At 59.0% G+C, this 26,906-nt stretch carries 24 protein-coding genes and 1 pseudogene; 14 read left to right on the top strand and 11 right to left on the bottom strand.

Annotated features, from left to right (window positions below; all coding sequences use genetic code 11):
- Nucleotides 1–16 precede the first annotated feature (16 nt).
- The 5 genes from ACG2K1_RS04040 to ACG2K1_RS04020 form a co-directional block, all read right to left on the bottom strand.
- Complete coding sequence (locus ACG2K1_RS04040; RefSeq protein WP_395429357.1) at nucleotides 17–2,176, bottom strand: heavy metal translocating P-type ATPase; 2,160 nt, start codon at nucleotides 2,174–2,176, stop codon at nucleotides 17–19.
- A gap of 136 nt (nucleotides 2,177–2,312) precedes the next feature.
- Nucleotides 2,313–3,527 (bottom strand): pyridoxal phosphate-dependent aminotransferase, encoded by a 1,215-nt coding sequence (locus tag ACG2K1_RS04035; protein ID WP_395429356.1) that lies wholly within the window; start codon nucleotides 3,525–3,527, stop codon nucleotides 2,313–2,315.
- Between the two features lie 248 nt (nucleotides 3,528–3,775).
- Nucleotides 3,776–4,237: a macro domain-containing protein gene (locus tag ACG2K1_RS04030; RefSeq protein ID WP_009425777.1), complete on the bottom strand. Its 462-nt coding sequence runs from the start codon at nucleotides 4,235–4,237 to the stop codon at nucleotides 3,776–3,778.
- Nucleotides 4,238–4,306: 69 nt separating this feature from the next.
- Nucleotides 4,307–5,275 carry a PhoH family protein gene (locus tag ACG2K1_RS04025; RefSeq protein ID WP_036495877.1) on the bottom strand — a complete coding sequence of 323 codons (969 nt, stop codon included), beginning with the start codon at nucleotides 5,273–5,275 and terminating at the stop codon, nucleotides 4,307–4,309.
- 126 nt (nucleotides 5,276–5,401) lie between these two features.
- On the bottom strand, nucleotides 5,402–6,994 hold the full coding sequence (locus tag ACG2K1_RS04020; RefSeq protein WP_395429355.1) for a peptide chain release factor 3: 1,593 nt from the start codon (nucleotides 6,992–6,994) through the stop codon (nucleotides 5,402–5,404).
- A 313-nt stretch (nucleotides 6,995–7,307) separates the two neighbouring features.
- Between ACG2K1_RS04020 and ACG2K1_RS04015 the strand changes: the two are divergent.
- The 3 genes and pseudogenes from ACG2K1_RS04015 to ACG2K1_RS04005 form a co-directional block, all read left to right on the top strand.
- Nucleotides 7,308–7,595: pseudogene (locus tag ACG2K1_RS04015) on the top strand (IS630 transposase-related protein); the annotation flags it as partial.
- Complete coding sequence (locus tag ACG2K1_RS04010) at nucleotides 7,510–8,154, top strand: IS630 family transposase (RefSeq protein WP_402838814.1); 645 nt, start codon at nucleotides 7,510–7,512, stop codon at nucleotides 8,152–8,154. The pseudogene ACG2K1_RS04015 and the gene ACG2K1_RS04010, both read left to right, overlap by 86 nt.
- Before the next feature lie 11 nt (nucleotides 8,155–8,165).
- Nucleotides 8,166–8,552 carry a hypothetical protein gene (locus ACG2K1_RS04005; protein WP_395429453.1) on the top strand — a complete coding sequence of 129 codons (387 nt, stop codon included), beginning with the start codon at nucleotides 8,166–8,168 and terminating at the stop codon, nucleotides 8,550–8,552.
- A gap of 311 nt (nucleotides 8,553–8,863) precedes the next feature.
- Here the strand turns inward: ACG2K1_RS04005 and ACG2K1_RS04000 are convergent, their stop codons facing one another.
- From ACG2K1_RS04000 to gdhA, 5 genes are all read right to left on the bottom strand, one after another.
- The gene (locus ACG2K1_RS04000; protein WP_395429454.1) at nucleotides 8,864–9,361 is read right to left on the bottom strand and encodes a hypothetical protein; all 498 of its coding nucleotides are present in this window, start codon (nucleotides 9,359–9,361) and stop codon (nucleotides 8,864–8,866) included.
- 312 nt (nucleotides 9,362–9,673) lie between these two features.
- Nucleotides 9,674–10,888, bottom strand: a complete 1,215-nt coding sequence (locus ACG2K1_RS03995) for an endoribonuclease L-PSP (protein ID WP_395429455.1) — start codon at nucleotides 10,886–10,888, stop codon at nucleotides 9,674–9,676.
- Nucleotides 10,889–10,912: 24 nt separating this feature from the next.
- The gene (locus tag ACG2K1_RS03990) at nucleotides 10,913–11,404 is read right to left on the bottom strand and encodes a CoA biosynthesis protein CoaBC (protein WP_395429456.1); all 492 of its coding nucleotides are present in this window, start codon (nucleotides 11,402–11,404) and stop codon (nucleotides 10,913–10,915) included.
- Nucleotides 11,405–11,713: 309 nt separating this feature from the next.
- A complete protein-coding gene (locus tag ACG2K1_RS03985) occupies nucleotides 11,714–12,076 on the bottom strand; it encodes an MliC family protein (RefSeq protein WP_009425919.1) in 363 nt (120 codons plus the stop codon).
- A gap of 272 nt (nucleotides 12,077–12,348) precedes the next feature.
- The gene (gdhA, locus tag ACG2K1_RS03980; protein ID WP_395429457.1) at nucleotides 12,349–13,692 is read right to left on the bottom strand and encodes an NADP-specific glutamate dehydrogenase; all 1,344 of its coding nucleotides are present in this window, start codon (nucleotides 13,690–13,692) and stop codon (nucleotides 12,349–12,351) included.
- Between the two features lie 587 nt (nucleotides 13,693–14,279).
- On the opposite strand from gdhA, the gene ACG2K1_RS03975 reads away from it, so the two are divergent.
- From ACG2K1_RS03975 to xth, 11 genes are all read left to right on the top strand, one after another.
- The gene (locus ACG2K1_RS03975; protein WP_009425922.1) at nucleotides 14,280–14,552 is read left to right on the top strand and encodes an ACT domain-containing protein; all 273 of its coding nucleotides are present in this window, start codon (nucleotides 14,280–14,282) and stop codon (nucleotides 14,550–14,552) included.
- 168 nt (nucleotides 14,553–14,720) lie between these two features.
- A complete protein-coding gene (locus tag ACG2K1_RS03970; protein WP_395429458.1) occupies nucleotides 14,721–16,085 on the top strand; it encodes a PFL family protein in 1,365 nt (454 codons plus the stop codon).
- 180 nt (nucleotides 16,086–16,265) lie between these two features.
- Nucleotides 16,266–17,057, top strand: a complete 792-nt coding sequence (trpA, locus tag ACG2K1_RS03965) for a tryptophan synthase subunit alpha (RefSeq protein ID WP_009425925.1) — start codon at nucleotides 16,266–16,268, stop codon at nucleotides 17,055–17,057.
- Nucleotides 17,058–17,215: 158 nt separating this feature from the next.
- Entirely contained in the window at nucleotides 17,216–18,079 is an 864-nt protein-coding gene (gene accD / locus ACG2K1_RS03960) for an acetyl-CoA carboxylase, carboxyltransferase subunit beta (protein WP_009425927.1), read from the top strand.
- Nucleotides 18,080–18,289: 210 nt separating this feature from the next.
- Nucleotides 18,290–19,066, top strand: coding sequence for a ferredoxin--NADP reductase (locus ACG2K1_RS03955; RefSeq protein ID WP_395429459.1), 777 nt, complete (start codon nucleotides 18,290–18,292; stop codon nucleotides 19,064–19,066).
- Nucleotides 19,067–19,269: 203 nt separating this feature from the next.
- Nucleotides 19,270–20,580 carry a trigger factor gene (gene tig / locus ACG2K1_RS03950; protein WP_009425929.1) on the top strand — a complete coding sequence of 437 codons (1,311 nt, stop codon included), beginning with the start codon at nucleotides 19,270–19,272 and terminating at the stop codon, nucleotides 20,578–20,580.
- A gap of 81 nt (nucleotides 20,581–20,661) precedes the next feature.
- Entirely contained in the window at nucleotides 20,662–21,297 is a 636-nt protein-coding gene (gene clpP, locus ACG2K1_RS03945) for an ATP-dependent Clp endopeptidase proteolytic subunit ClpP (RefSeq protein WP_009425930.1), read from the top strand.
- A 75-nt stretch (nucleotides 21,298–21,372) separates the two neighbouring features.
- The gene (locus ACG2K1_RS03940) at nucleotides 21,373–21,987 is read left to right on the top strand and encodes a lytic transglycosylase domain-containing protein (protein WP_009425931.1); all 615 of its coding nucleotides are present in this window, start codon (nucleotides 21,373–21,375) and stop codon (nucleotides 21,985–21,987) included.
- A gap of 52 nt (nucleotides 21,988–22,039) precedes the next feature.
- Nucleotides 22,040–22,699, top strand: a complete 660-nt coding sequence (locus tag ACG2K1_RS03935; protein WP_395429460.1) for a DUF4190 domain-containing protein — start codon at nucleotides 22,040–22,042, stop codon at nucleotides 22,697–22,699.
- A 311-nt stretch (nucleotides 22,700–23,010) separates the two neighbouring features.
- Complete coding sequence (locus tag ACG2K1_RS03930; protein ID WP_051040418.1) at nucleotides 23,011–23,334, top strand: helix-turn-helix transcriptional regulator; 324 nt, start codon at nucleotides 23,011–23,013, stop codon at nucleotides 23,332–23,334.
- Nucleotides 23,335–23,483: 149 nt separating this feature from the next.
- A complete protein-coding gene (xth, locus tag ACG2K1_RS03925; protein WP_009425935.1) occupies nucleotides 23,484–24,254 on the top strand; it encodes an exodeoxyribonuclease III in 771 nt (256 codons plus the stop codon).
- A gap of 92 nt (nucleotides 24,255–24,346) precedes the next feature.
- Here xth and ACG2K1_RS03920 read toward each other — a convergent pair whose 3' ends face one another.
- Nucleotides 24,347–26,728, bottom strand: a complete 2,382-nt coding sequence (locus tag ACG2K1_RS03920) for a FepA family TonB-dependent siderophore receptor (RefSeq protein WP_395429461.1) — start codon at nucleotides 26,726–26,728, stop codon at nucleotides 24,347–24,349.
- Nucleotides 26,729–26,906: the final 178 nt, after the last annotated feature.

The raw sequence follows: 26,906 nt of genomic DNA, 5'->3' as shown, positions 1-26,906 counted from the left end.
CGGCCTCATGCCCTTTTCAACCAATCTTCACTTTTTTCAAACGCAGCGCGTTGCCGAGTACGGAAATCGAGCTGGCGGCCATCGCTGCGCCCGCAATCACGGGGCTGAGGTAGCCCAGCGCGGCCAGCGGGATGCCCAAGGTGTTGTAGAAAAAGGCGAAAAACAGGTTTTGCCGGATGTTTTTCAGCGTGGCCTGCGAGATGAAAAGCGCGTCGGCGAGGCGGTTGACCGAGTGCTGCATCAGCGTGGCCGATGCGCTGTGTTCGGCGATGTCCGCGCCGCCTTTCACGGCGAAGCTGACATGGGCGGCGGCCAGCGCGGGGGCATCGTTGATGCCGTCGCCCACCATCGCCACGGTGCGGCCTTCGGCTTTGAGCCGTTCGATTTCGGCGGCTTTGCCGCGCGGGGTCATGCCGCCGCGTGCTTCGGCGATGCCCAGTTGCGCCGCGATGTCGTCAACAGCGGCCTGCTTGTCGCCGCTGAGTACGAGCACGCGGATGCCGCGCGCTTTCAGACGGCCTACGGCTTCGGCGGCATCGGCTTTGAGCGTGTCGGAGAGTGCAAACGCGCCTGCGGGTTTGCCGCCAACTGATACGGCGACAATGCTTGCGCTGCGCCATAGGCCGTCTGAAAAGAGGGAGTCGGGCAGTTCGACGCCTGCAAAACCGGCTTGGCCTGCTTTGACTTCTGCGCCGTCAACATACGCGCTGATGCCTGCGCCGACGGCGGTGTGCGCGTTTTCAGACGGCGGAATGTCGATGCCGCGTTTGCGTGCGGCGGCTACGATGGCGGCGGCAAGCGGATGGGCGGCGTTTTGTTCGATGGCGGCGGCGAGGCGGTAGAGGCCGTTTTCGTCAACGCTGTCTGCGTCGGCCAGCCATACGGCTGCCACGCGCGGGCGGCCTTCGGTGAGCGTGCCCGTTTTGTCGAGCACCACGGTATCGACGCGGGCGGCGGTTTCCATCGCGGCCGCGTCTTTAAACCAGATGCCGTGCCGCGCCGCTTTGCCCATGCCCACCATAATCGCGGCTGGCGTGGCGAGGCCGAGCGCGCACGGGCAGGCAATCACGAGCACGGCCACGGCGCGCATCAGGGCAATCGTCCAATCGCCGCTGAAAACCCAGTTCAAAACAAAAGTCAGCAGAGACACGCCCGCCACGGCGGGCACAAACACCGCCGCCGCTTTATCGGCCACGCGTGCAATTGGTGCTTTGCTGCCCTGCGCTTCGGAGAGCGCGTTCATCATGTCGCCCAACAGCGTGGCGCTGCCGAGTTTGGCGGCGCGGTAGGTGATGCTGCCGTCGCTCATCAGCGCACCGGCCAACACTTTGCTGCCCGCCTGTTTGACTTCGGGGCGCGATTCGCCGGTGAGATGGCTCTCGTCTGCCCAGCCGCTGCCGCTCTCGACGATGCCGTCTGCGGCGATGCGCTCGCCGTGGTTGGCGCGTATCAGGTCGCCGACGGCGATTTGGTCGGCCGGCAGCGCAACCCACGCGCCGCCGCGCATCACGCTGACCTGCGCGGGCGTGAGTTTGATAAGCAAACCCAGGCTGTTGAGGCTGGATTTTTTCGTGCGCTGCTCCAAAAATTTGCCCAGCGACACAAAGCCCACCACCATCACGCCCGCTTCAAAATACACATGCGCGCCGTGTGCTGCGTGTGCACCGAAAAACAGCATATAGGCCGAGTAAAGGTAAATCGACAGCGTGCCAATGGTTACCAACACATCCATATTCGCCAGCCCGCCGCGTATGCTCGCCCACGCGCTTTTGTAAAACGGCACGGCCAGCCAAAGCTGCACCACGCTGGCCAGCGCAAACTGCCACACAGGCGGCAGCATCCAATCATGCCGCCCCGCCATCATGCCCGCCATGCCGATGAGAAACGGGATATTCACCGCCAGCAGCAAAGCCAGCCGCCAGCCGATACGTACCGGCACATCCTGCGGCATGACCGCCTCGGTTTTTTCCACCGCACGGAAACCCGCCTTATCGATAATCGCGGCAATCTCGGCGGCGGACACGCGGCTGTCGTCAAACACCACCTGCGCCTCTTCGCCGGCAAAATTCACGCCTGCCGATTCGACAAAGTCTTTTTTGTTCAATACCTTTTCAATGCGCGAAGCACAGGCCTGGCAGTTCATGCCTTCGATTTGGAAACGGGCTTTTTGTTGCATGGTGGGTTCTTCCTTGGTTTTGGCGTTTCAGACGGCCTGTTTTCAGACGGCCTGTATAGAGTAGCGGAGCGAGAAGCAGGAGGCCGTCTGAAAAGGCGTTTGCCGCTTTCAGACGGCCTCGGAACGTTTGGCGCGTTTACTGCCGGTAGTGTTTCAGGAAACGCGCCAGCCGCTCCATCGCTTCTTCGATTTGGTAGACGTGCGGCAGGGTGACAATGCGGAAGTGGTCGGGTTTGATCCAGTTGAAGCCCGTGCCGTGTACCAGCAGCACTTTTTCCTGCACGAGAAAGTCGTAGACGAATTTCATGTCGTCGGTGATGCCGTACATTTCGGTGTCGATTTTCGGGAACATATACAGCGCGCCCTGCGGTTTGATGCAGCTGATGCCGGGTATCTGCGTCACCATTTCCCAGGCTTTGTCGCGCTGTTCGAGCAGGCGGCCGCCGGGCAGAATCAGCTCGTTAATGCTCTGGTAGCCGCCCAAGGCCGTCTGAATGGCGTGCTGCATGGGGGTGGTGGCGCACAGGCGCATGGAGGCGAGCATGTCCAGCCCTTCGATGTAGCCTTTGGCGTGCTGCTTGGGGCCGTTGAGCAGCATCCAGCCCTGGCGGAATCCGGCCACGCGGTAGGATTTGGAGAGGCCGTTGAAGGTGACGGTGAGCAAATCGGGCGCCAGGGCGGCGATGTGGTGGTGTTCGGCACCGTCGTAGAGGATTTTGTCGTAGATTTCGTCGGCGAAGATAATCAGGCCGTGGCGGCGGGCGAGTTCGGCGATTTCGAGCAGGATTTCTTTGCTGTACACCGCGCCGGTGGGGTTGTTGGGGTTGATGATAACGATGGCTTTGGTGCGGGCGTTGATTTTGGCTTCGATGTCGGCGAGGTTGGGAAACCAGTCGCGCTCTTCGTCGCACAGGTAATGGCGCACGGTGCCGCCGGCGAGGGTGGCGGCGGCCGTCCACAAGGGATAGTCGGGTGCGGGGATGAGGATTTCGTCGCCGTCGTTCAACAGCGCCTGCATGGACATGGTGATGAGTTCGGACACGCCGTTGCCGATGTAGACGTCGTCGACGGTGACGTCACGCAGGCCCTTGGTCTGGTAATAGTGGACGATGGCTTTGCGGGCGGAATAAAGCCCTTTGGAGTCGCAATAGCCCTGCGAGGTGGGCAGGTTGCGGATAACGTCGACAAGGATTTCGTCGGGCGCTTCAAAGCCGAAGGGGGCGGGGTTGCCGATGTTGAGTTTGAGGATTTGGTGGCCGTCTTCTTCGAGTTGGAGGGCTTTTTTGTGCACGGGGCCGCGGATGTCGTAGCAGACGTGGTCGAGTTTGGCGGATTTGGTGAATTTGTCCATGATGGCGTGTTCCGTTAAGAGAGGGTAAACAGGCGTAAATGTACTCTGTTTGCGGCTTGGGGGCAAAGGCCGTCTGAAAACGTTGCAGACGGTCTTAGGGGCTGTTGACAATTGGTTTGCGAAGCGGATTTTGCGTCAGAAAGCGGCAGATGCAAGGCGCAAACCGCAGCAAGGTTGGACACCTTGTGAGGATTTGCAACGCGGCAGATGCTGTTTTATGGCGCAAAATCCGCTTCGCAAACCAAATGTCAACAGCCCCTAGGAGCATATTCGACGAGGGTGTGGCCGCAGCCTGCCAACTCTTCGTCAATGATGGCGGCGATGGCCTGCCAGTCGCCTTTGGCCAGTCCGGCGCCGATTTTCGGGTAGGCGATGCGCTTGTCGGGATAGCGGCGTGCGATTTCGGCGAAGGCGGCGCGGATGGCGGCATAGTCGGCCAGCACGCCCGCGCCCTGCCAGTGGTCTTGGGTGTAGGCGTTGGCGATGATGAAACGCACGCCGCCGCGTTCGACGGCGGCGGTGCTGATGGTGCCGAGTTTGCCCGCGCTTTTGGGCGTGGCGAGGTCGGCGGCGTAGGCTTCGGGAAAGGCGGCCTTGATTTGTTTGGCGATACCCGCGTCCATCGCGTGGCGGCAGTTGCAGCCGTGGACGATAAGGTCGAAGCGTCCGGCCAACGCGAGGGCGATCAAATCGCCTTGTATGGTGTTCACGGCGGGTTTCCTTTTGCAGACTTGGCATCGGAGGCCGTCTGAAAGGCTTTCAGACGGCCTTCGGGCTTTTCAGACGGCCTCTTGTCCGCGCTCGTCGGCCGCTTCGTAGGCTTCGACGATTTTCTGCACGAGCGGGTGGCGGACAACGTCTTCGCTGGTGAAGGTGTGGAAATACAGCCCTTCAATGCCGCGCAGTTTTTCGCGCGCGTCTTTCAGGCCGGATTTGATATTTTTCGGCAGGTCGATCTGACTGGTGTCGCCGGTGATGACCGCTTTCGTGCCGAAGCCGATGCGGGTGAGGAACATCTTCATCTGCTCGGGCGTGGTGTTCTGCGCTTCGTCGAGAATGACGTAGGCGCTGTTGAGGGTGCGGCCGCGCATATAGGCCAGCGGGGCGATTTCAATCAGGCCTTTTTCCAAGAGCTTGGTGACGCGGTCGAAGCCCATCAAATCGTAAAGGGCGTCGTAGAGCGGGCGCAGATAGGGGTCGACTTTCTGCGTGAGGTCGCCGGGCAGGAAACCGAGTTTTTCGCCCGCTTCGACGGCGGGGCGCACGAGGATGATGCGCTCGATTTGGTGTTTTTCCATCGCGTCGGCGGCAGCGGCCACGGCGAGATAGGTTTTGCCCGTGCCCGCCGGGCCGAGGCCGAAGACGATGTCGTGGTTCAGAAGGGCGCGGATGTAGCCGTTTTGCCGCGGCGTGCGCCCGCCGATGCTGCCGCGCTTGGTTTGCAGGTAATACTGTTTGCCGTCGTTTTTTTCTTCGTGGGCGGCGTCGGCGGTTTTGGCTTCGACGGCGGCCAGGCTGATGTCGTTGTCTTCGAGGTCGCGGATTTCGGCGGTGTCGGCAAGGGCGACGAGGGCGCGGCGTCCGGCATGGGCGAGGCCGCCGATAAAGGTGAAGTCGGCGAAGCGGCGGGTGATTTGGATGTCCAAAGCCTTGCCCAGCGCGGCAAGGTTGGCGTCGAAGGGGCCGGCGAGGCGTTGCAGGACGGTGTTGTCGATGTCGTCGAATGTCAGGCGGACGGTGTGGCTCATGGCTTGCTTGGCGTGAAAAGTAAAGACGGGCGCAATATGGGCCGTTTGGCCGCAGAAATCAAGCAAAGGCCGTCTGAAACCTGTCAAAACAGGGTTTTCAGACGGCCTCTGTGTCGGCGCAGCGCTTTACAGCTTCACCGAATGCTCGCGCGTTTCGTGGAACACGATGTCCGGCCAGCGTTCCTGCGTTAGGTTCAGGTTTACGCGGTTGGGGGCGAGGTAGGCAAGATTGCCGCCTGCGTCGATGGCAAGGTTGCCGGCGTTGGCTTTTTCAAACTCGGCGAGCTTTTTCTTGTCGTCGCACGACACCCAGCGCGCCGACCAGATGGACGCGTTGTCAAACACCGCTTCCACGCCGTATTCGTTCGCCAGCCGCGAGGTTACGACTTCAAACTGCAACACGCCGACCGCGCCCAAAATCAAATCCGCGCCGCTCATCGGCTTGAACACCTGCACCGCGCCTTCTTCGCCCAGCTGCTGCAAGCCTTTTTGCAGTTGTTTGATTTTCAGCGGGTTTTTGATGCGCACGCTGCGGAACAGTTCGGGCGCGAAAAACGGAATGCCGGTAAATGCCAGCACTTCGCCTTCGGAAAAACTGTCGCCGATTTGGATATTGCCGTGGTTGGGAATACCGATGATGTCGCCCGCGTAGGCTTCTTCCACCAGCTCGCGGTCGTGCGACATAAACGTTACCACGCTGCTGGCGGCGATGTCGCGGTTGATACGCAGATGCTTCATCTTCATGCCGCGCTCGAATTTGCCCGAGCAGACGCGCAAAAAGGCGATGCGGTCGCGGTGTTTCGGATCCATATTGGCTTGGATTTTAAAGATAAATCCGGAAAATTTCGGCTCGTCCGGCTCGACCATGCGCACGGTCGCATCGCGCGGTTTCGGCGCGGGCGCCCAGTCAATCAATGAATTGAGGATTTCCTGAATACCGAAGTTGTTAATCGCCGAACCGAAGAACACGGGCGTGAGTTCGCCCGCCAAAAATTCATCCAAATCAAACTCGTTCGATGCCGCCTGCACCAGCTCGATTTCATCGCGCAGCTGCTGGATTTCCAGCGGAAAACGCTGTGCCAGCTCGGGATTGTCGATGCCTTTAATCACGTCAAACTCGTGCGGCAGACGCTCGCCGCCCGCGTCAAACAGATACACTTCGTCGTTGAGAATGTGGTACACGCCCTTGAAGTTTTTGCCCATGCCGATCGGCCAAGTTACGGGCGCACAACGGATTTTCAGAATGTTTTCCACTTCGTCGAGCAATTCCAGCGAATCGCGCACTTCGCGGTCGTATTTGTTCATAAAGGTAACGATGGGCGTGTTGCGCAGGCGGCAGACGTTGAGCAGTTTGATGGTCTGCGCTTCCACGCCTTTGGCGGCGTCGATCACCATCAGCGCGCTGTCCACGGCAGTGAGCACGCGGTAGGTGTCTTCCGAGAAGTCTTGGTGGCCGGGCGTGTCCAACAGGTTGACAGTGTGGTCTTTGTAGTCAAACTGCATCACCGACGACGCCACGGAAATGCCGCGCTGCTTCTCGATTTCCATCCAGTCGGACGTGGCGAATTTGCCGGTTTTCTTGCCTTTTACCGTGCCCGCGCTTTGGATGGCGCCCGAAAACAGCAAGAGCTTTTCGGTCAGCGTGGTTTTACCCGCGTCGGGGTGGGAAATGATGGCAAAGGTGCGGCGGCGGCGGACTTGATCGAGGATTTCGGACATGGTTCTTTAAAATCAAAAATATCAGGCCGCTTTCAGACGGCCTGACGGGGTGTTGGAAAGGCGCGGATTGTACGGAAAAAACAGAGGCGCTTCAACGGAAAACGGGGCGGGTGTAGGGAGTGAGAAGAGTCGGAGGCGTTCAGACGGCCTCTGACGGCTTGAAGCCGCTGTTGAGGCCGTCTGAAACCTGTTCCCTCTTTTGCTTGCGGGAGGGCTGGGTGGAGGTTTGCGGTTTGAACGGGATTTATAGTTAACCAAAACAAAAAGTATATAATTCTCTCCCTTAACTCCACACCTTACCCGTTCCCGTTTTATGGCTTACTCCATCGATTTCCGTCAAAAAGCATTAGACCACTACGAACAGCACGGCAACATCAGCCAAACCGCACGCACCTTCCGCATTACCAACCGAACCCTTTACCAATGGATTGCCCTCAAAAAGGAAACAGGTTCGCTGCAACACCGCACCAAAGGCGGCAATTCGGAACGTATCGACAAAGAAGAACTGCGCCGCTATGTGGCAGAACATCCCGATGCCTATCAATACGAAACAGCACAGCACTTGGGCTGCACCGCATCCAATGTCGGCTACCTGCTCAAAACACTCAAGATCACGCGTAAAAAAGACAACCGTCTACAAAGAACAAGACCTCCAAAAAGTAACCGCCTACCGAAAACAGCTGGAACAATATTCGGAAATGCCAAAGGTTTACTTGGATGAAACGGGTTTTGATACTTTCTATTACCGCCCGTATGCCTATGCCTTGAGGGGACAGATTGTCAAAGCGCGGATTTCCGGCAAGCGCTATGAAAGAATGTCATTGGTTGCCGCCCGTGCGGATGGGAAACTGATTGCGCCGATGGTTTACAAAGGCACAATGGACAGCAGCTTGTTTGAAGCGTGGTTTGGGCAGTTTCTGTTGAAGGAACTTAAAGAGCCTTCGGTCATTATTATGGATAACGCCCGTTTTCACAGGATGGCGGTACTGCGTGAAATGGCGCAGAGGGCAGGACATATCATTCTGCCGCTGCCGCCATATTCGCCTGAGTTGAACCCGATAGAAAAGGTGTGGGCGAATATCAAACGGCATCTGAGAAAAGTGATGTCCGGCTGTTTGTCTTTTGAGCAGGCTTTGTTGGATATTTTTTGTTTTGTTTGACTATAAATAACTTGGATTATTCTTTATTTGGAAAATGTTGGGCCGGGTATTTCCTGACAGATGAAAAAGGGTGTGTCGTATTGTTTCAAAATAAAGAAAAACATTTTTCCGATAGTGATTTTATATATACAAACAACTCATTACCTTACTTTCTAAAATCTTATTCGCTTTTTATGTCAGGAATATTTTTATTAAAGGCAAATAGGGAAATTTTTTTAGAAATGATCAGAGAGGTATCTTCTTCATTAGTTGAAAAAATAAGTTTATTTGACAAACCAGCGGCGGAAGAAACAAATTTTTGGGGAATAATAAGTTATTTAATTGATGATTGCGGGATTAAAATCAACATTCCTGTAAGCAAATATATTGAAAGCGATAGGTTTCAACCTAATTCATAAAATGAAAAACAATGCAGACTGGGCTGTCAAATCCAAAGTAAGCGAGCGTAGTCCGCATAGGTAGGGCGTGTAGCTCTGCCGCGCACACCGTTTCAGGCAGCCTGAAACGCCCGATTCCATTCTTTCAGACGGCATCAAAGGCAGCCTGAAACCGAAGCCGCGTAGGTCGGGCATTTATGCCCGACAACCCACCGCCTGCAATGTCGGGCATAAATGCCCAACCTACTGCCAAATCCCTTTCCAGTCTGCCTTTCAGACGACCTCAGGAAAAGGCCGTCTGAAAAGGTTTCGGTTTCGTTCGTACCCCGCTTTCAGACGGCCCCAAGCGCCCTTACGCCGAATGTTCTGCCTGCCGCCGCTGCGGCGGAGTCGGCCGACGGCGGCGGTACCAAATCCAGATAGGTTTCGGCGCATTTGAAGCCGAAGCCGACGTAGGCGCGGTTGAGGGCTTCGTATTTGACGTCGGCTTCGGTGCGGCCGCCGCGGCTGAGGGCGGTGTTGAGGTGGCCGAGGTGGGCGGCGGCGTGGCCGATTTCGGCGAGGGCGAGGATGTAGGCGGTTTGGCCTTCGTCGAGATCGCCGACTTCTTCGACCAGGTGGGACATGACGCGGAACCAGCGTTTGGTGCCCAAGTCGATGTCCAATTCGCCGGTGCCGAATTTGCGGTAGTCGGCCAGGGCGTTTTCGACTTGGAAGCGGGTGCGCGGGTGGATGGCGGGCTTGAGACTTTCGGCGTGGTCGATCACGCGGTTGTAGTAGTCATAGAGTTCGTCGAGGGTGTAGTCGGGGATGTCGTAAAGGCGGGTCATGTTTCGGGTTCCTTTTTTGGTAATGGGGCGAAGACAGCCTGAAAACGTCGGCGGCGTTTCGCGGGACAAGCGGCTGCCGTTTTCTCCCTCCCCTGCGCTTGCGCGGGGGAGGGTTGGGGAGGGGGTGGCATTTCGCAGAAATGCGGTAGCAGATATGGCTGCAATGCCAAGCGCCCCCACCCCGGCCCTCCCCCGCAAGCGGGAGAGGGTGCAAACGGCTGCCGGTGTTTTGCCTGTGGCAGATACTGTTTTAAGCCATCAGGCAGCCTGAAAGCCTTTTCAGGCTGTCTTTGGCTTTTTCAGGCTGCTTTTTCAGACGGCCTTGCGGATGTGGGCGACGGCTTCGAGTTCGACCAGCAAATCGTCGCGGCAGACGTCGCCGATGGTGTAAACCACGGGTACGCCGGGGAGTTGGCGCTCGCACACGGCGCGGACGGTTTGATAGTCGGCGGCGTGTTTGACGTAGGCGCGCACGGAGGCGAGTTCGCCCAAGGTGGCGCCGTAGCCGGGGAAGCCGGAGGCGGCGAAGTTGTCGGCGCTGATCAGGGTGGCGATGTTGAGCAGGGTTTCTTCGGTCTGCTTGGCGGTGTTGCCGATGTGCTGGGTTTCGGAGGCGGTGATGGAGGCGGTGCCGGAGATGTAAACGTCGGCGGTGTCGTCGTAGATAACGGCCATGGCGCGGGCGAATTTGGGGCTTTCGGGGCTGTAGTGGCGGGCGTAGTCGAAAGCGGGGGTTTGGCGCGGGTTTTCCAGCGGCAGAGTGTAAACGTCGCGGCGCTCGGTCAGGATGGCGGTGGTGCCCAAGGCGATGTCTTCGCCGCCCATGCCGATGCCGGTGGAGGCGGGGTAAACGTCGAAAGCGGGTTGGATTTTCAGGCTGCTTTCAAGGAAACGGGTGTCGCCGAAGACGTCGGTGCGGGCGCGGTTGAGTTCTTTGTAGCGCTGGATGCCGTCGGGCGCGCGGCTGTCGGGGGCGACGATGCTGCCCATGTAGAACCAGGTGCGGAATACTTGGTCGAGACGGGCGCCGCCTTGTTTGAGCAGGGCAAGGTTTTCTTCGAGCACGGCGCGGGTGTCGGCATAAGAATTTTCGCGCGGGGCGCGGCCGTTTTGGAAGGCGTCGGCGTGGGTGTGGACGAAGGTGATGCCGTTGTGGGATACGGTGGTGAGCTGCGGGCTGATGCGGCGCACTTGGGCATCGGCCACGGAAACGGCGGCGATCTCGGTGGTGAGCAGGCTGCCGTCGGCGGGCGCTTGGGCAACGTAGGCGGTCAGCGGCAGGCTCTCGCCGAAAGCGTCGGCAAACAGCGCGGCGGTTTCGTCCAAACGATCGGCATCGCGCAGAAAAACGGTTTGGCGCACGATTTTGCGGCCGCTGCCTTTGAACTGGCGGCGGATTTGTTCGGCGATGTCGGCGGCCTGCTCTGCGTAAGTTTCGCCCCGTTGCGGCACGATGGCGGCATAGGAATAAGGGGTGAAGCGCTCGGTTTCGGCTTCAAAGGGGGTTTCCAGCGGTAAGGCACTCATGGGATTCTCCTTGTGCGGCGGCGTTCAGGCTGCCACGGCTTCATCGTTAAAAGCAAAATTCGGTTTCAGGCTGCTGTCGGCCAGCACCAGAAATTCATCGACGCCCTTGAAGGCAAAATTAACGTAGGCGGTTTGCAGCTTCACATATTCGGCATCGGCGCGGGTGCGGCCGCCGCGGCTGAGCGCCATGTTCACATGCCCCATATGCGAGGCGGCGTGCGCCACTTCGGCGGCGGCGAGGATGTAGGCAGACTGCGCGGGCGTCATGTCGCCCACTTCTTCGGCGAGCTTGGTGAGTTTTTTAAACCACAGCTTCGCGCCTTCGTCGGTGCCCAATTCGCCGGCAACGAAACGGCGCAGATGGCTGATGGCCTGGCGCACTGTCGGCAGAGCCCGCTTGTGGGCAAAGGCGGTATGCGCTTCGATAATGTCGATGCCTTGGCTCAGGCGGCGGTAAAGTTCTGAGAGCGGCGTGCTGTCGGATACGGTGAAGAGGATGTTTGTGGCGTGGGGCATGGGGTTTCTTCCTTTTTTTGGTTTGCAACGGCGGCCATCATAGTTCCCTGCCAAACGGGCGGCTAAGAATTTTTCGGAATATTCTTTTTCTTTTGAAAGGCATAAGCAATCGGCAAAAAGGAATAAGGCCGTCTGAAAGCATGGTTTCAACGAAATAAAACGGGCAGACGGTGGTTTAACCACGCCGAAACCGTGCTTTCAGACGGCCTTTTTCTGCCGCAATAAAAAAAGCCCGGTTTTCTGCAAAACCGGGCTTTTGTTTGTTTTCAGACTGCCTTTTTGTCTGTCAGGCCGTCTGAAAATGTGCCGTTACGAGCGGCAGGTGGTGTTGACTTTGTTGCCGTAGGGATCGGTGAATTCGAAGTAGGCTTCGCCGCCTTTCTGATGCCATTCCGCGCCTTTGCCGAACAGACCTTCGGTGGCGGTGTAGCGTTCGCCCGAGGCGGCGACGGCGGAATTAAGGACGGCCTGTTTGTCGTCGAGGCGCAATTCGATTTGGCTGTTGCTCAGGCTGCGTACCTGTACGGAGAGGCCGTTTTCGCAGCTGAAACGTGCACCGGCGCCGTTTTGTTCGGGCGCGCTGCCGGCAGAATCGGGGCGTGCGCCTTCGGGAGAGGCGCAGGCGGCGATAACGAGTGCGGCGGCAAGGGCTGCGAGGGATTTTGCTTTCATGTATTCACTCCTGTGGGTTGTTTTTTAACAAATGCAGCAAAACTGCCGCGCCATGTTAATGGCGCCTCCTGCGGGCGGGCAAGTCTGTTTAACGCGAATTTACGCGTATTTATGGCTGTGCAAACGGGCGGCGGACGCGCTTTGGCGCCTGTTTTTTTCCGCACGCGGAACGCGGAAAAAGCCGCGCGGCGGACGAATCCTGCGCACGGCTTTCTGCTTGGTGTTTTGTCCGCTCCGACTGCGTCGGCGCGGCGTTTTCAGACGGCCTCAAATCAAACGATGCCCTGCGCCAGCATGGCGTCGGCCACTTTTTTGAAACCGGCGATGTTCGCGCCGTTCACATAGTTGGTGTAGCCGTTTTCCGTGCCGTTGGCGACGCAGTTTTCGTGGATGTTGGCCATGATGTCGAACAGGCGGCCGTCCACTTTTTCGCGCGGCCAGGAGAGGCGGATGTGGTTTTGGCTCATTTCCAAACCCGAGGTGGCGACGCCGCCCGCGTTGGAGGCTTTGCCCGGCGCGTAGAGGATTTTCGCTTTCAGGAAGGCTTCGACGGCTTCGAGGGTGGAGGGCATATTCGCGCCCTCGGCCACGCACTGCACGCCGTTGGCCAGCAGGGTGGCGGCGTCTTTGCCGTCCAATTCGTTTTGGGTGGCGCAAGGCAGGGCGATATCGCATTTCACGCCCCACGGTTTCTGTCCTTCGAAATACTGCAAGCCCTGCTCCTGCGCGTAGGTTTTCACGCGTTCGCGGCGCACTTCTTTCAATTCGATCAGAGCGGCCAGCTGCGCTTCGGTCATGCCGCTGTCGGGGAAGAGTACGAAGCCGTTGGAATCGGACACGGTGAGCACTTTCGCGCCGAGCTGGATGGCTTTTTCGCAGGCGTATTGCGCCACGTTGCCGCTGCCGGAAATCACGACGCGTTTGCCCTCAAAGCCGTCGCCCTTGGTTTGCAGCATGGATTGGGCGAAATACACCGTGCCGTAGCCGGTGGCTTCGGGGCGGATAAGGCTGCCGCCCCAAGTAAGCCCCTTGCCGGTGAGCACCGAAGTAAATTCGTTGCGCAGTTTTTTGTACTGGCCGAACAGGAAACCGATTTCGCGGCCGCCCACGCCGATGTCGCCTGCGGGCACGTCGGTGTCCGCGCCGATGTGGCGGTAGAGTTCGCTCATAAAGGCCTGGCAGAAGCGCATCACTTCGCCGTCGGATTTGCCTTTGGGATCGAAATCCGAGCCGCCTTTGCCCCCGCCCATCGGCAGCGTGGTGAGCGCGTTTTTGAAGACTTGTTCGAAGGCCAGGAATTTGAGCACGCCCAAATCGACGGTGGGATGGAAGCGCAGGCCGCCTTTGTAGGGGCCGATGGCGGAACTCATCTGCACGCGGTAGCCGCGGTTGACCCGCACCTGCCCTTGGTCGTCCACCCACGACACGCGGAACATAATCACGCGTTCGGGTTCGACGATGCGCTCCAAAAGGCCGTGGCGGGTGTATTGCGGGTTTTTCGCCAAAAAGGGTTGCAGGCTCATAAACACTTCTTCCACCGCCTGATGGAAGGGCGCCTGGTTCGGGTCGCGTTGTTTGATTTGTTGGAACAGGGTGTCGAGATTGGTTTGGCTCATGGTGTTTCCTTTGCAGAACGGTTAAGAGATTAAGGGAAAGACTTGCGGCGCAGTCTAGCAATAATTGTCTACAATCTTCAACCGTTTTTTACGCGCAACTCGGGCGCAAGCCAAGTGCCAAAATTGAAAAATTGTCTACAATTTATCCGTCGGATTCCGTTTTAAAAACATTCGCGCAATAAAAAAGCGAAAACATCGTTTTTTAAGACAGATTTATGCCGAAAAACCGAAAATGTAAAAAATGCCAGCCTGCCCTGCTAGGGGCTGTTGACATTCAGATTGCGAGACGGTTTTTTGAGTAAAAAATGCCCGAATGCAAGGAAAAAACGCAGCAAGGTTGGACACCTTGCGAGGATTTTTGACGCGGCAGGCGGGTATTTTTTGCCAAAAACACCGCCGCAAGGCTGATTGTCAACAGACCCTAAGGCTTCCGCTCCCCGCACAGCCGCGCTTTCAGACGGCCTTAACACCGATTTGCCTTTTCCTCAGTCAGGCGATAGAGTTCGCCCCTTGCCCGAAGGCGCGGCACCCCTGCCCGCCCTTTCAGACGGCCTCATCCGCCCATCCGTTATATAAGGAAACCCCAAATGTCCCATTCCGTTCTCACCGTTATCGGCAAAGACCGCATCGGCATCGTGTACGACGTTGCCAAACTCTTGGCCGAACACCAAATCAACATCCTCAACATCAGCCAGCAGCTGATGGACGATTACTTCACCATGATTATCCTGATGGACACCGAAAAATGCCCGCAAAGCCGCGCCGAAATGCTCGACGTATTCGCCGAAGCAGGGCAACGCCTGTCGCTGGACATTCGGATGCAAAACGAAGAGCTGTTTGCCGCCATGCACCGGATTTAGCAGACAAAAGGCCGTCTGAATACGCATTCAGACGGCCTACAAATAAGGTCGGGCATTTATGCCCGACAAACACCGACAGACTTCAAAAACATCGGGCATGAATGCCCGACCTACTGAAAGCAGTTTTCAGACGGCCTCCGGTTCAACCCCATTCAACAGAAAGTCTCCATGAAAACCCAACTCCAATCCGCCGAAATCCTCGAAACCGTACGCATGGTTGCCGACCAGAATTTCGACGTGCGCACGCTCACCATCGGCATCGACCTGCACGACTGCATCTCGCCCGATCTCGACACGCTCAACCAAAACATCTACAACAAAATCACCCGCGTGGGTAAAGACCTGGTGTCCACCGCACAATTTTTGTCGGCCAAATACGGCGTGCCGATTGTCAACCAGCGCATTTCGGTTACGCCCATCGCCCAAATCGCGGCGGCCACGGGCGCGGATAGCTACGTTTCCATCGCCCAAACGCTGAACAAAGCCGCCAAAGCCATCGGCGTGTCGTTTATCGGCGGCTTTTCCGCGCTGGTGCAAAAAGGCATGTCGCCCTCGGCACAAACCCTGATCCTCTCGATACCCGAAGCGATGCGCACCACCGACATCGTGTGCAGCTCGGTTGTCATCGGCAGCACCCGCGCCGGCATCAATATGGACGCGGTGCGGCTGATGGGCGAAACCATCAAGCACACCGCCGAGACCACGCCCGAAGGCTTCGGCTGCGCCAAAATCGTGGTGTTCTGCAACGCGGTGGACGACAACCCCTTTATGGCCGGCGCCTTCCACGGCGCGGGCGAAGGCGATGTGATGCTTAATGTCGGCGTATCCGGCCCGGGCGTGGTTCAGGCTGCTTTGGAGAACTGCCCGCCAGACGCGGATTTGACCGCCATCGCCGAAACGGTGAAAAAAACCGCCTTTAAAATCACCCGCGTGGGCGAACTCATCGGCCAGGAAGCGGCCAAGCGGCTCGGCATTCCCTTCGGCATTTTGGACTTGTCGCTCGCGCCCACGCCCGCCGTCGGCGATTCCGTCGCCCGCATTCTCGAAGCGATGGGCTTGTCCGTGTGCGGCACGCACGGCACCACCGCCGCGCTCGCCCTGTTAAACGACGCCGTAAAAAAAGGCGGCATGATGGCCAGCAGCGCCGTAGGCGGCCTCTCCGGCGCGTTTATCCCCGTGTCCGAAGACGAAGGCATGATTGCCGCCGCCGAATCGGGCGTGCTCACGCTCGATAAATTGGAAGCCATGACCGCCGTCTGCTCCGTCGGCCTCGACATGGTCGCCGTACCCGGCCACACATCCGCCGCCGCCATCAGCGGCATCATCGCCGACGAAGCGGCCATCGGCATGATCAACAGCAAAACCACCGCCGTGCGCATCATCCCCGTGCCCGGCAAAGACGTGGGCGAGTTAGTGGAATTCGGCGGCCTGCTCGGCTACGCCCCCATTATGCCGGTGAAAAACGGCTCGTGCGAAGTGTTCGTCAAACGAGGCGGACGGATACCCGCGCCGGTGCAGAGTTTGAAAAACTGATTTTCAGATAGTCTTCCCCCGCAAGCGGGAAAGGGCACAAGGTTTCAGACGGCCCTTAAGGCCGTCTGAAAACAAAGCTCCCGACGGCAGCAAACCGCAGCCGCCCGCAAAGCCGTTTTCAGACGGCCTGAAATATAGTAAAAAGCCGCCCTTCCGAAACCCTCCGCGAAAGCCCGCGCCATGAACAGAATCACCGCCGCCTTTGAGCGCCTGAACGGCAAAAAAGCCCTTATCCCCTACATCACCGCCGGCGACCCCTCGCCCGCCGTCACGCTCGAACTGATGCACAGCCTCGCCGCCGCCGGTGCGGACATCATCGAGCTGGGCGTACCCTTTTCCGACCCGATGGCCGACGGCCCGGTTATCCAGCGTGCCGCCGAACGCGCCCTCGCGCAGGGCGTGTCGCTCACCGGCGTGCTCGACATCGTGCGCCGCTTCCGCGAAAGCGACAAAAACACCCCCGTCGTGCTGATGGGCTATCTCAACCCCGTGCACAAAATGGGTTACGCCGAATTTGCCCGCGCCGCCGCCGAAGCGGGCGTCGACGGCGTGCTGACGGTAGACAGCCCCATCGAAACCGTCACCCCCCTACAAACCGCGCTCAAAGCGCACGGCTTGGAAACCATCTTCCTCATCGCCCCCACCACCGCCGAAGAGCGCGTTAAAGAAATCGCCAAACTGGCGGGCGGCTTCGTGTATTACGTTTCCCTCAAAGGCGTCACCGGCTCGGCCGCGCTCGACACCGCCGACGTCGCCGAAAAACTCGCCGTCCTGCGCCGCCACATCAGCCTGCCCGTCGGCGTCGGCTTCGGCATTTCCGACGCACAAAGCGCGCAGCAGATTGCTGCCGTGGCCGACGCCGTTATCGTCGGCAGCCGCATTGTCAGGGAAATCGAGGCCAACCCCGGCTGCGAAGCCGAAGCCGTCGGCGCCCTGGTGCAGGAGTTGAAAGCGGCGGTTAAGGCCGTCTGAAACGCACAAAGGCCGTCTGAAAGCCCGCAAACCCGCTTTCAGAAACGTCATTCCCGCACAGGCGGGAACGGCCTTGCCTAACAGGGCGTCTTTGGCTACCATCCGCGCCTTTCCCCAACTGACAAACGGTCTGACAGGCCGTCTGAAACGGAGTCCACATGAGCTGGCTAGACAAAATCCTCCCGCCGAAAATCAAACGCGAAGGCAAAAGCGAATCGGCCGTGCCCGAAGGCCTGTGGCACAAATGCCCCGCCTGCGCCGCCACGGTGTACACCACCGATCTGGTGCAGAACGACAAAGTCTGCCCCAAATGCGGCCACCACAACGCCATGGGCGCGCGCGAGCGGCTGAACCTGCTGCTGGACGAAGAAGGCCGCGAGGAAATCGGCGCCGACGTGAAGCCCACCGACATCCTCAAATTCAAAGACAGCAAAAAATACCCCGAACGCCTCAGCGCCGCCAAAAAAACCACCGGCGAAGACGACGCGATAGTGGTGATGAAAGGCCGTCTGAACGGCCTGCCCGTTGTCGTTGCCGCCTTCGAATTCCGCTTTATCGGCGGCTCGATGGGCTCGGTGGTCGGTGAGCGCTTCGTTCAGGGCGTACGCCGCGCCGCCGCCGACGGCTGCTCCTTTATCTGCGTGTCCGCATCGGGCGGCGCGCGCATGCAGGAGGGACTGAACTCGCTGATGCAGATGACCAAAACCAGCGCCGCCCTGCACCTGCTCACAGAAAAAGGCCTGCCCTTCATCTCCGTGCTCACCGACCCGACCATGGGCGGCGTGTCGGCCAGCTTCGCCTTTTTGGGCGACATCGTGATGGCCGAACCGGGCGCGCTGATCGGTTTCGCCGGCCCGCGCGTTATCGAACAGACCGTGCGCGAAACCCTGCCCGAAGGTTTCCAGCGTGCCGAATTTTTGCTGGAAAAAGGCGCAATCGACCAAATCACCGACCGCCGCGAAATGAAAGCGCGTCTGGCCGAACTGATTACCCTGCTGCGCCGCGAACCCTCCGCCGCATAAGCGCGTCCGCCGCACGAAAAGGCCGTCTGAAAACCCTTTCAGACGGCCTTTTGCCTGACGGGCACGGCAGCAAAGCGGCATGGAGGCCGTCTGAAACCGCATCCCGCGCTTCCAAGAACGTCATTCCCGCGTTTATGCCCCGCAGGGGTACTGGGGAACGGCCTTTCTGTATAATCCGCCCGTCACCAACATACACGTCAGGAGCTTGCCATGGCCGCCTCCCCCGAAGCCAAATTCACCGAAGAAACCGTCTTGTGGGTCAAACACCATACGCCCAAACTCATCACCTTCGCTATCAGCCGTCCCGAATCCTACCGCTTTGCCGCCGGGCAATTCTCCCGCCTCGGCTTCTACGACGGCGAAGGCTATATCTGGCGCGCCTATTCCGTAGTGTCTGCCGAATACGCCGACACGCTGGAATATTTCGCCGTACTGATACAGGGCGGGCCGATGTCGGCCAGATTCGCCCGAATGAAAGCGGGCGACACCATCCTGCTCGACAAAGCCGCCACCGGCTTCCTGCTGCCCGAACGCTTCGCCGACGGCCGAGAACTCGTCATGCTGTGCACCGGCTCGGGCATCGCCCCCTTCCTCTCCATCCTCGAACAGCCCGAAGTCTGGCAGCGCTTCGACCGCCTCGTGCTGGCGCATTCCGTTTCCCACGCCGACGAGCTGATTTTCAACGGCCGCATCGCCGCCCTACGCGAACACCCGCTGGTGGGCGAACACGCCGCCCGCCTCACCTTCATCCCCGTGCTCACCCGCGAAACCAGCGGCGCCAGGCTCTACAAACGCCTGCCCGAGCTGCTGAAAAACGGAGAACTCGCCGAAGCCGCCGGTTTCTCCTTCACCCAAGAAAACACCCGCTTCATGCTCTGCGGCAACCCCGAAATGGTGAAAGACACCTTCCAAGCCCTGCTGGGCATGGGGTTTTCCATGCACCGCAACCGCATCCCCGGCCAGATTCTGATGGAAAACGGCTTCTAAACCTGCACTCTCCCGATACCGTCCGAACCGCTTTCAGACGGCCTCCCGCACTGCGCCGGGCGCAAGGCGGCGCGTGCCAAGAAAACCAAAACTATGCTAAACTCGCGCCTTTATTTTCGCCCCGCAAACGCGCGAAGGCACATCATTCCGGGCGGACTTCCCCCGTCCAAACCGATCAACCGAAAACAATTTAAGGGTTTACGATGAGCGTAACTTTAGAAAAACTGGAAAACCTGGAACGCAGAGCGGTTCTGTCCCTGCCTTGGGCCGACATCAACGCCGAATGCGACAAGCGCCTGAAACAGACCGCGCGCCGCGCCCGCATCGACGGCTTCCGTCCCGGCAAAGCGCCGCTGGGCATGATTCAGTCCATGTACGGCGCAAGCATCCAAAACGACGTGATGAACGAGCTGGCGCAGAAAGTGTTTTTCGACACAGCCGTAGCCGAAGGCTGGAAAATCGCCGGCATGCCGCGCCTTGAAGGCGTCGAAGGCCAAGACGACAAAGAAAACTTCCTGTTTTCCGGCGTATTCGAAGTATTCCCCGAAGTGAAAATCGGCGACCTGTCGGCACAGGAAGTGGAAAAAGTCACCGCCGCCGTTACCGACGCCGAAGTAGACAAAACCATCGACATCCTGCGCCAGCAGCGCACCCGCTTCAACCACACCGACCGCGCCGCGCAAAACGGCGACCGCGTCATCATCGACTTTGCCGGCAAAATCGGCGGCGAACCCTTCGCCGGCGGCTCGGCCGAAAACTACGCTTTCGTACTGGGTCAGGGACAGATGCTGCCCGAATTCGAAGCAGGCGTGGAAGGCCTGAAAGAAGGCGAAAGCAAAGACGTGGAAGTCAACTTCCCCGAGGACTACCACGGCAAAGAAGTTGCCGGCAAAACCGCCGTCTTCACCATCACCGTGCGCAACGTCGCCGAGCCCGTGCTGCCCGAAATCGACGAACAATTCGCCAAAGCGCTGGGCATCGCCGACGGCAGCATCGACACCATGCGTGCCGAAGTGAAGAAAAACGTAGAACGCGAAGTGAAACGCCGCATCGACAGTCAGAACAAAGAAGCCGCGATGGATGCCCTGCTCGCCGTTTCCGACCTGCTCGTCCCCAACGCGCTGGTAAACGACGAAGCCGCCCGCATGGCCGCCGAAATGAAACAGAACTTCATCAACCAGGGCATGGCCGACGCGAAAAACCTCGACCTGCCCCTCGACATGTTCAAAGAGCAGGCCGAACGCCGCGTGAAACTCGGCCTGATTTTGGCCGAAGTGGTGCAGGCCAACGGCCTCGAACCGAAGCCCGAGCAGATTGACGCCGTTGTCGCCGATTTTGCCGACAGCTACGAAGATCCGCAGGAAGTCATCGACTGGTACCACGCCGACAAGAGCCGCCTCGAAGGCCCGACCTCGCTGGCCGTCGAAGCCAACGTCACCGACTTCGTGCTGGGCAAAGCCAAAGTCAGCGAAAAAGTCCTGTCTTTCGACGAAGTCATGGGCAACCGCGCCTGAGGCCGTCTGAAAGTCCGTTCCTAACCCGAAAGCACCGAAGCCGCACCGCTTTGGTGCTTTTTCAAAACAGAAAGGCAAACCATGTTTCCCGAAATAGGCAACAACACCCTCATCCCCACCGTAATCGAACAGAGCGGACGCGGCGAGCGCGCCTTCGACATCTACTCCCGCCTGCTCAAAGAGCGCATCATCTTCCTCGTCGGCCCCGTCAACGACGACACCGCCAACCTCGTCGTCGCGCAAATGCTGTTCCTCGAAAGCGAAAACCCCGACAAAGACATCTTCTTATATATCAACTCCCCCGGCGGCTCGGTCACCGCGGGCATGTCCGTTTTCGACACCATGAACTTCATCAAGCCCGATGTCTCCACCCTCTGCCTCGGTCAGGCCGCCAGCATGGGCGCGTTCCTCCTGTCTGCCGGCGCGAAAGGCAAGCGCTTCGCCCTGCCCAACAGCCGCATCATGATCCACCAGCCCCTTATCAGCGGCGGACTGGGCGGACAAGCCTCCGACATCGAAATCCACGCCCGCGAGCTGATTAAAATCAAGCAGAAACTGAACGAATTTCTTGCCAAACACACCGGCCAGCCGCTGGAAAAAATCGAGCGCGACACCGACCGCGACAACTTCATGTCCGCCGACGCCGCCCAAGAATACGGCCTGATCGACCAAGTCATCGCCACCCGCGAAGACGCCGCCAAAGCCGCGTCCAAATAAACGCGCACGGCAAAAAGGCCGTCTGAAACTTCGGATTAAAAGTTTTCAGACGGCCTCCCGCCCCCACCACCGCCTATGAACAGACACGCCCCCGACACCCTGCGCCGACGCCTGCTGCTGGCCGGCAGCGCCGCCCTCCTCGCCCCGCGCGCCCTCCTGGCAGGCGCCCAGCGCGAAGAAACCCTGTCCGACGACGTCGCCTCCGTCATGCGCACCTCCGTCAACAACGTCAACCCCGCCCGCCTCGTCTTCGCCAACCCGCGCGACGGCGAACGCTGGCTGGCCGACATGTCCGGCCGCCTCGCCCGCTTTCTGCCCGACGAAGCCGCCCGCCGCCGCATCCTCATCAACGTCCAGTACGAAACCACCCGCGCCGGCCTCGACACCCAGCTCATCCTCGGCCTGATCGAAGTCGAAAGCGGCTTCCGCCAATACGCCATCAGCAACGTCGGCGCCAAAGGCCTGATGCAGGTCATGCCCTTCTGGCAGCGCTACATCGGCAAACCCGACCACAACCTCTTCGACATCCGCACCAACCTGCGCTACGGCTGCACCATCCTGCGCCACTACAACAACATCGAAAACGGCAACATCACCCGCGCACTCGCCCGCTTCAACGGCAGCCTCGGCAGCAGCAAATACTCCAACGCCGTTATCGGCGCCTGGCGCAACCGCTGGCAATGGGCATAAAACCGATCCCAACCGCACACTTTATTTCTTTATTTTTCAGAGGACAGACCGAATGAACGACTTCACCAACCCCAACCAACCAACGCCCGAACAAAACCCCCGCTACTACCAAGCGCCGCCCAAGCCGAACAACGGCACCAACGGACTCGCCATTGCCTCACTCGTCTGCGCCCTGTTCGGCTGGTTCATCCCCATCATCCTCGCCATCGCCGCCGTTACCTGCGGCCACATCGCCCGCAGCCAAATCCGCCGCAACGGCCAAGGCGGCGCAGGCATCGCGCTGGCCGGCCTCATCATGGGCTACATCCAAATCGCCATCATGGGACTCGGCATCGCCGCCGCCATCGCCCTGCCCGCCTACCAAGACTACGTCGTCCGCGCCAGAATGGTCAAAGCCGACGCCTACATCGCCCCCATACGCAGCGAACTGGAAAAGCGTGCCGCCGCAGCAAACGACGAAGAAGCTGAGCCCGCCCCCATCGAAACGGCCGAACCCGGCATGTCGGAATACTGGCAGGAAGTCTACATCGACAAAGGCGTCCTCTACGCCCGACTGAGCAACGCATCCTTCTGGCCCGGTTCGCTGAACGGCAACACCATCGTCTTCACGCCGCAAACCGAAAACGGCCGCACCATATGGCACTGCGCCTTCGCCAAAGAAGCCCGCAACAGCTACCTGCCGCGCGCCTGCAACACCGACAACCCGCAATAAAGCGCAGGCCGTCTGAAAGCGCCGAATCCTTTTCAGACGGCCTGACCGCAGCGCACAACCCGAATCAAATCTTGTCGCAACCGACAACCTTACCCGCCAAACAGCACCGCAAAAACAGCAAATAAAGGCCGTCTGAAAAGGATTCGGCGCTTTCAGACGGCCTTTGCCGTTTTCCCGCCGTTTATTGATACCATCAATTTCTCATATCAAAAAATAAATTGCGCTGATACGCAATCACAAATAAAATCCCCTCCATGAATATCCACCTGCAACGACTCAATCCCACCGCAACAGGCGGCCAAAGCGATCCGATGCGCAATGCCGAACACGTTGCCGAAATGCTCAAACTGATGGCGCACCCCCACCGCCTGATGATTCTCTGCCTGCTGGCCGAAAGCGAGCGCAACGTCACCGAGCTGGTCGAAGCCATCGGCGTCAACCAAACCGCCGTCTCCAACCATCTCTCCAAACTGCGCAGCGCCGGCATCATCGACTACACCCGCTACCACCGCGTACTGCAATACCGCCTCTGCTCGCCCGAAGCGCGCACCATCCTCGACGTCGTCGGCGGCCTCTGCCTCAACCGCTGTCCGCATGCCGAAGCGGAAAACGCCGCCGCAACGCCTGCCGAATAAACTCCTCCAAGCCGTTTCAGACGGCCTTTTTTATAGTGGAACAAAATAGAAAAGATACAAGGCAGCAAGCCGCAGGCAGTATGAGTAATACGACAAGGCGCAGCAACGCCGTAGATTTTCTATTTTGTTTCACTATATTGGAAAGATGCATGAAAACCGCCACCTGGAACGTCAACTCCCTCAACGTCCGCCTGCCGCAGGTACAAAACTGGCTGGCCGAACACCAGCCCGACATCCTCGCTTTGCAGGAACTCAAACTCGACCAAGACAAATTCCCTGCCGCCGCGCTCAAAATGATGGGCTGGCACGCCGTATGGAGCGGTCAGAAAACCTACAACGGCGTCGCCATCATCAGCCGCCACGAACCGCAAGACGTACACACCGGCCTGCCCGCGCTGCCCGACGACCCGCAGCGGCGCGTCATCGCCGCCACCATCAACGGCGTGCGCGTCATCAACGCCTACTGCGTCAACGGCGAAGCCCCCGACAGCCCAAAATTCCAATATAAAAAAGAATGGTTTGCTTCACTCACCGAATTTGTGCGCGGCGAAATCGCCCGCCACGAAAAACTCATCCTGCTCGGCGACTTCAACATCGCCCCCGCCGACCAAGACTGTTACGACCCCGAAAAATGGCGCGACAAAATCCTCTGCACCGATGAAGAGCGCGGCTGGTTCCAAACCCTGCTCGATTTGGGACTGACCGACGCGCTGCGCCAAGTCCGTCCCGAAGGCGCGTGTTACACCTGGTTCGACTATCGCGGCGCAATGTTCCAGCGCGGCTTGGGGCTGCGCATCGACCACCTCCTGATTACCCCCGCACTTGCCGCCGCATTGCAAAACGTACAAGTCGATCTCGACGCCCGCGCCCAAGAACGCCCTAGCGACCATGCGCCCGTATGGGCGGAATTTGCTTTGTAAACATAGAATTGGAAAACCCATCCTGTCTGCTATCCGCAACACAAAGGCCGTCTGAAAAACTTTTCAGACGGCCTTTGTGTTGCCGTTAAAGATCAGAACGAATAACGCATACTCATGTAATAGCTTCGGCGGCGCTCGTTGTAGGTGCGGGCGGTGCCGGCGGTGCGCAGGACGGTTTTGTCGAACAGGTTGTTCACGCCTGCACGCACGCTGATGCGCTCTTTCCAGTTATAACCGACGTTGAAGCCGAAAACGCCGTAGCTGCCGAGCTCGTATTTGCTGACGACGCTTTGGCCGTTGGTGTAGATCACGTCCATAAAGCGCACGGGGTTGCTGCGGGTTTGCTGGCGGCCGTAGTAGGTGTACACGGCGTTTGCGTCCCATGCGGGGGTGATTTGCCAGTTAAGCGTGCTGTTGATGGTGTATTTGGGCACGATGGAGACGGGGTTGTCGTGGCGTTTTTCTTTGTTGCGGCTCATGTAGGTGAAGTTGGTCGACCAGGTGAGCTTGTCGCGCACGAGCGGCAGGGTAACGTTGCCTTCCAGGCCGGCGAGTACCGCGCTGCCGCCGTTGCCCCAGCGGTAAACGGGGGTGGTGGTGTAGTTGCGGTAAACGGGGGTGCCGCCGGGGGTGTTGTCGGAGCGGATTTCACGGTCGTAGCCGCCTGCGGGGCCGTTGACGGTGCCGACGTAGTTGCCTTCGTCAACAATGCGGTTTTTGTAGTTGTTGTGGAAGAAGGCCAGTGAGGCGAGGTAGCCGTCTTTTTTGAACTCGAAACCGATTTCCTTGTTCAGGCTGGTTTCGGGTTTGATGTTGCTGTTGCCCAAGAAGTAGCAGGCGCGTCCCCAGTCGTAGCCGCCGGGGTTGGCGTTTTTGTAGGGGTCGGCCGCTGTGCCCGAGCCGCTGGTGGCGTTTTGGGCGTTGGGGTTGTTCCAGTGGTTGTGGCTGTCGATGGGGCAGCCGTTGCTGGCGTTGATCAGCAGGTAGTTTTCCTGGGTCTGGTACAGGTTGGGCGCTTTGAATGCACGGGCGATGCCGCCTTTGATTTTCCAGTTGCCGTTCACTGCGTGCGAGAAGTTGAACGAGGGGGAAAATACCGAGCCGAAGGCGGTGTTATAGTCCCAGCGCAGGCCGGGAATGAGGTAGGTTCGGCCTTCGTTGAGCGAGATGTTGTCTTCGGCATAAAGCGCGTAATTGTTCTGCGAGGCTTTGCCGCTGCGGCCGTTGGCGGCCAGCCACGGGATTTGGCCGTAGGCGCGGGCGGTGGCGGTCATGGAGAGGGAGTCGTCGAGCACGGAGCGGTTGGCTTCCGCGCCGACGGTTACGGTGTGGCGGCCGAAGGGCAGGTCGGCTTTGGTGCCGAAGCGGTAGTTTTTCAGCACGCTGTCGGCAAAGCCGCTGGTGCTGTTGTAGGCGCCTTCGGTGCTGCCGAGCAGGCCCTCGGGCAGGTGGCTGTTGACGGTTTTGTCAAAGCCCACATAGCTCTCGGTTTCGCCCCAATCCCAAATGCCGTTGTGGGTCAGCGTGTAGCTTTGGCGGTAGATTTTGGCGGTTTCCGTGCCCAGCAGCAGGGGCGCGACTTTTTGCACGGCGGGTACAAGTACGTTGCTGTTTTGCGTGTCGCCGTTGTAGATATTGCCCTGGCGGCTGTATGTGGCATCGAACATTAAGCGTTGCTCGGGCGTGATGTTCCAAGTTAAGCGGCCGGCGATGTCGCGGTTGCGCACGCCTTCGCGGCCGGCGGAGAGGGCGGTGCGCGAGGATTTGACGCTGTCGTTGATGTCGAACGCATCGGGATTGGTTTTGTTCAGGCTGCCGTAGAGGCGGAAGCCCAGTTTGTCTTGGATAATCGGGCCGCTGAGCGCGAAGTTGGCGCGGCGGGTGTTGCCCTGCTGCGTGCCGCTGGCGGGTTGGTCGTAAAACAGGCCGACGCTGCCGTGCAGCTCTTTGCTCACGCCTTTGGTGCGGATATTGACCACGCCGCCCATCGCGCCGGAGCCGTAGCGGGCGGCAGCCGGGCCGCGCAGCACTTCGATTTTTTCAATCATTTCGGGCGGTACCCAGTTGGAATCGCCGCGCGTGTTGCGCACGCCGCTGCGGCCGTAGCGCTCGGAATTGCGTGAGTTGACCGGCTTGCCGTCGATTAAAATCAGCGTATTGTCGGGGCCCATCGAGCGGATGTCGATTTGGCGTTTGTTGCCGCGCTCGCCGCCGGGCGAGTTGGTGCTGAGAGTAACGCCGGGCATTTTGCTGACGATTTCGGAAATGTCGTTGGTAACGGGCATCTTCTGCAAGTCCTGCGCGGTAATCACCGATACGCCGAGCTGCTGCTTGGCCTGGCGTTCGGCGGTAACGTGGACGGTCTGCAATTCGCCGTTGTCGGCGGCTTCGGCGGTGTCGGCAGTATCGGCCAGAGCCGTGCCGCACAGCGCGAGCGCGGCAAGAATATGGAGGCGGAGGAAATTGGGTTTCATGTTTGCGTTTCCGATTCGGGGTGGTTGGGGTTGTGGTTTGTTAAGATGCTTCGTTTTTAGCGGTTTAGCGCGGCTTTTGAGCCGCCATTTACAAAAGCGTCGGCATTGTAAAACTTTGTGATTCGAAAAATACTGCACCGACGGACTAATCCTTTCGGCCAATCACGCCTGCCGGTTT

The organism is Neisseria sp. 23W00296 (genome assembly GCF_044772855.1).
GTDB lineage: Bacteria > Pseudomonadota > Gammaproteobacteria > Burkholderiales > Neisseriaceae > Neisseria.
The sequence above is the reverse complement of the archived record's forward strand: the minus strand, read 5'-3'. Positions and strand labels throughout refer to the sequence as shown.

Excerpts from the sequence above, each read along its gene's own strand:
- ACG2K1_RS04040 (WP_395429357.1), bottom strand. The coding sequence starts at position 2,176 with ATGCAACAAAAAGCCCGTTTCCAAATCGAAGGCATGAACTGCCAGGCC.
- ACG2K1_RS04035 (WP_395429356.1), bottom strand. The coding sequence starts at position 3,527 with ATGGACAAATTCACCAAATCCGCCAAACTCGACCACGTCTGCTACGAC.
- ACG2K1_RS04025 (WP_036495877.1), bottom strand. The coding sequence starts at position 5,275 with ATGAGCCACACCGTCCGCCTGACATTCGACGACATCGACAACACCGTC.
- ACG2K1_RS04020 (WP_395429355.1), bottom strand. The coding sequence starts at position 6,994 with ATGTCCGAAATCCTCGATCAAGTCCGCCGCCGCCGCACCTTTGCCATC.
- ACG2K1_RS04010 (WP_402838814.1), top strand. The coding sequence starts at position 7,510 with ATGTGGCAGAACATCCCGATGCCTATCAATACGAAACAGCACAGCACT.
- ACG2K1_RS04000 (WP_395429454.1), bottom strand. The coding sequence starts at position 9,361 with ATGACCCGCCTTTACGACATCCCCGACTACACCCTCGACGAACTCTAT.
- ACG2K1_RS03995 (WP_395429455.1), bottom strand. The coding sequence starts at position 10,888 with ATGAGTGCCTTACCGCTGGAAACCCCCTTTGAAGCCGAAACCGAGCGC.
- ACG2K1_RS03990 (WP_395429456.1), bottom strand. The coding sequence starts at position 11,404 with ATGCCCCACGCCACAAACATCCTCTTCACCGTATCCGACAGCACGCCG.
- ACG2K1_RS03985 (WP_009425919.1), bottom strand. The coding sequence starts at position 12,076 with ATGAAAGCAAAATCCCTCGCAGCCCTTGCCGCCGCACTCGTTATCGCC.
- gdhA (WP_395429457.1), bottom strand. The coding sequence starts at position 13,692 with ATGAGCCAAACCAATCTCGACACCCTGTTCCAACAAATCAAACAACGC.
- ACG2K1_RS03975 (WP_009425922.1), top strand. The coding sequence starts at position 14,280 with ATGTCCCATTCCGTTCTCACCGTTATCGGCAAAGACCGCATCGGCATC.
- ACG2K1_RS03970 (WP_395429458.1), top strand. The coding sequence starts at position 14,721 with ATGAAAACCCAACTCCAATCCGCCGAAATCCTCGAAACCGTACGCATG.
- trpA (WP_009425925.1), top strand. The coding sequence starts at position 16,266 with ATGAACAGAATCACCGCCGCCTTTGAGCGCCTGAACGGCAAAAAAGCC.
- accD (WP_009425927.1), top strand. The coding sequence starts at position 17,216 with ATGAGCTGGCTAGACAAAATCCTCCCGCCGAAAATCAAACGCGAAGGC.
- ACG2K1_RS03955 (WP_395429459.1), top strand. The coding sequence starts at position 18,290 with ATGGCCGCCTCCCCCGAAGCCAAATTCACCGAAGAAACCGTCTTGTGG.
- tig (WP_009425929.1), top strand. The coding sequence starts at position 19,270 with ATGAGCGTAACTTTAGAAAAACTGGAAAACCTGGAACGCAGAGCGGTT.
- clpP (WP_009425930.1), top strand. The coding sequence starts at position 20,662 with ATGTTTCCCGAAATAGGCAACAACACCCTCATCCCCACCGTAATCGAA.
- ACG2K1_RS03940 (WP_009425931.1), top strand. The coding sequence starts at position 21,373 with ATGAACAGACACGCCCCCGACACCCTGCGCCGACGCCTGCTGCTGGCC.
- ACG2K1_RS03935 (WP_395429460.1), top strand. The coding sequence starts at position 22,040 with ATGAACGACTTCACCAACCCCAACCAACCAACGCCCGAACAAAACCCC.
- ACG2K1_RS03930 (WP_051040418.1), top strand. The coding sequence starts at position 23,011 with ATGCGCAATGCCGAACACGTTGCCGAAATGCTCAAACTGATGGCGCAC.
- xth (WP_009425935.1), top strand. The coding sequence starts at position 23,484 with ATGAAAACCGCCACCTGGAACGTCAACTCCCTCAACGTCCGCCTGCCG.
- ACG2K1_RS03920 (WP_395429461.1), bottom strand. The coding sequence starts at position 26,728 with ATGAAACCCAATTTCCTCCGCCTCCATATTCTTGCCGCGCTCGCGCTG.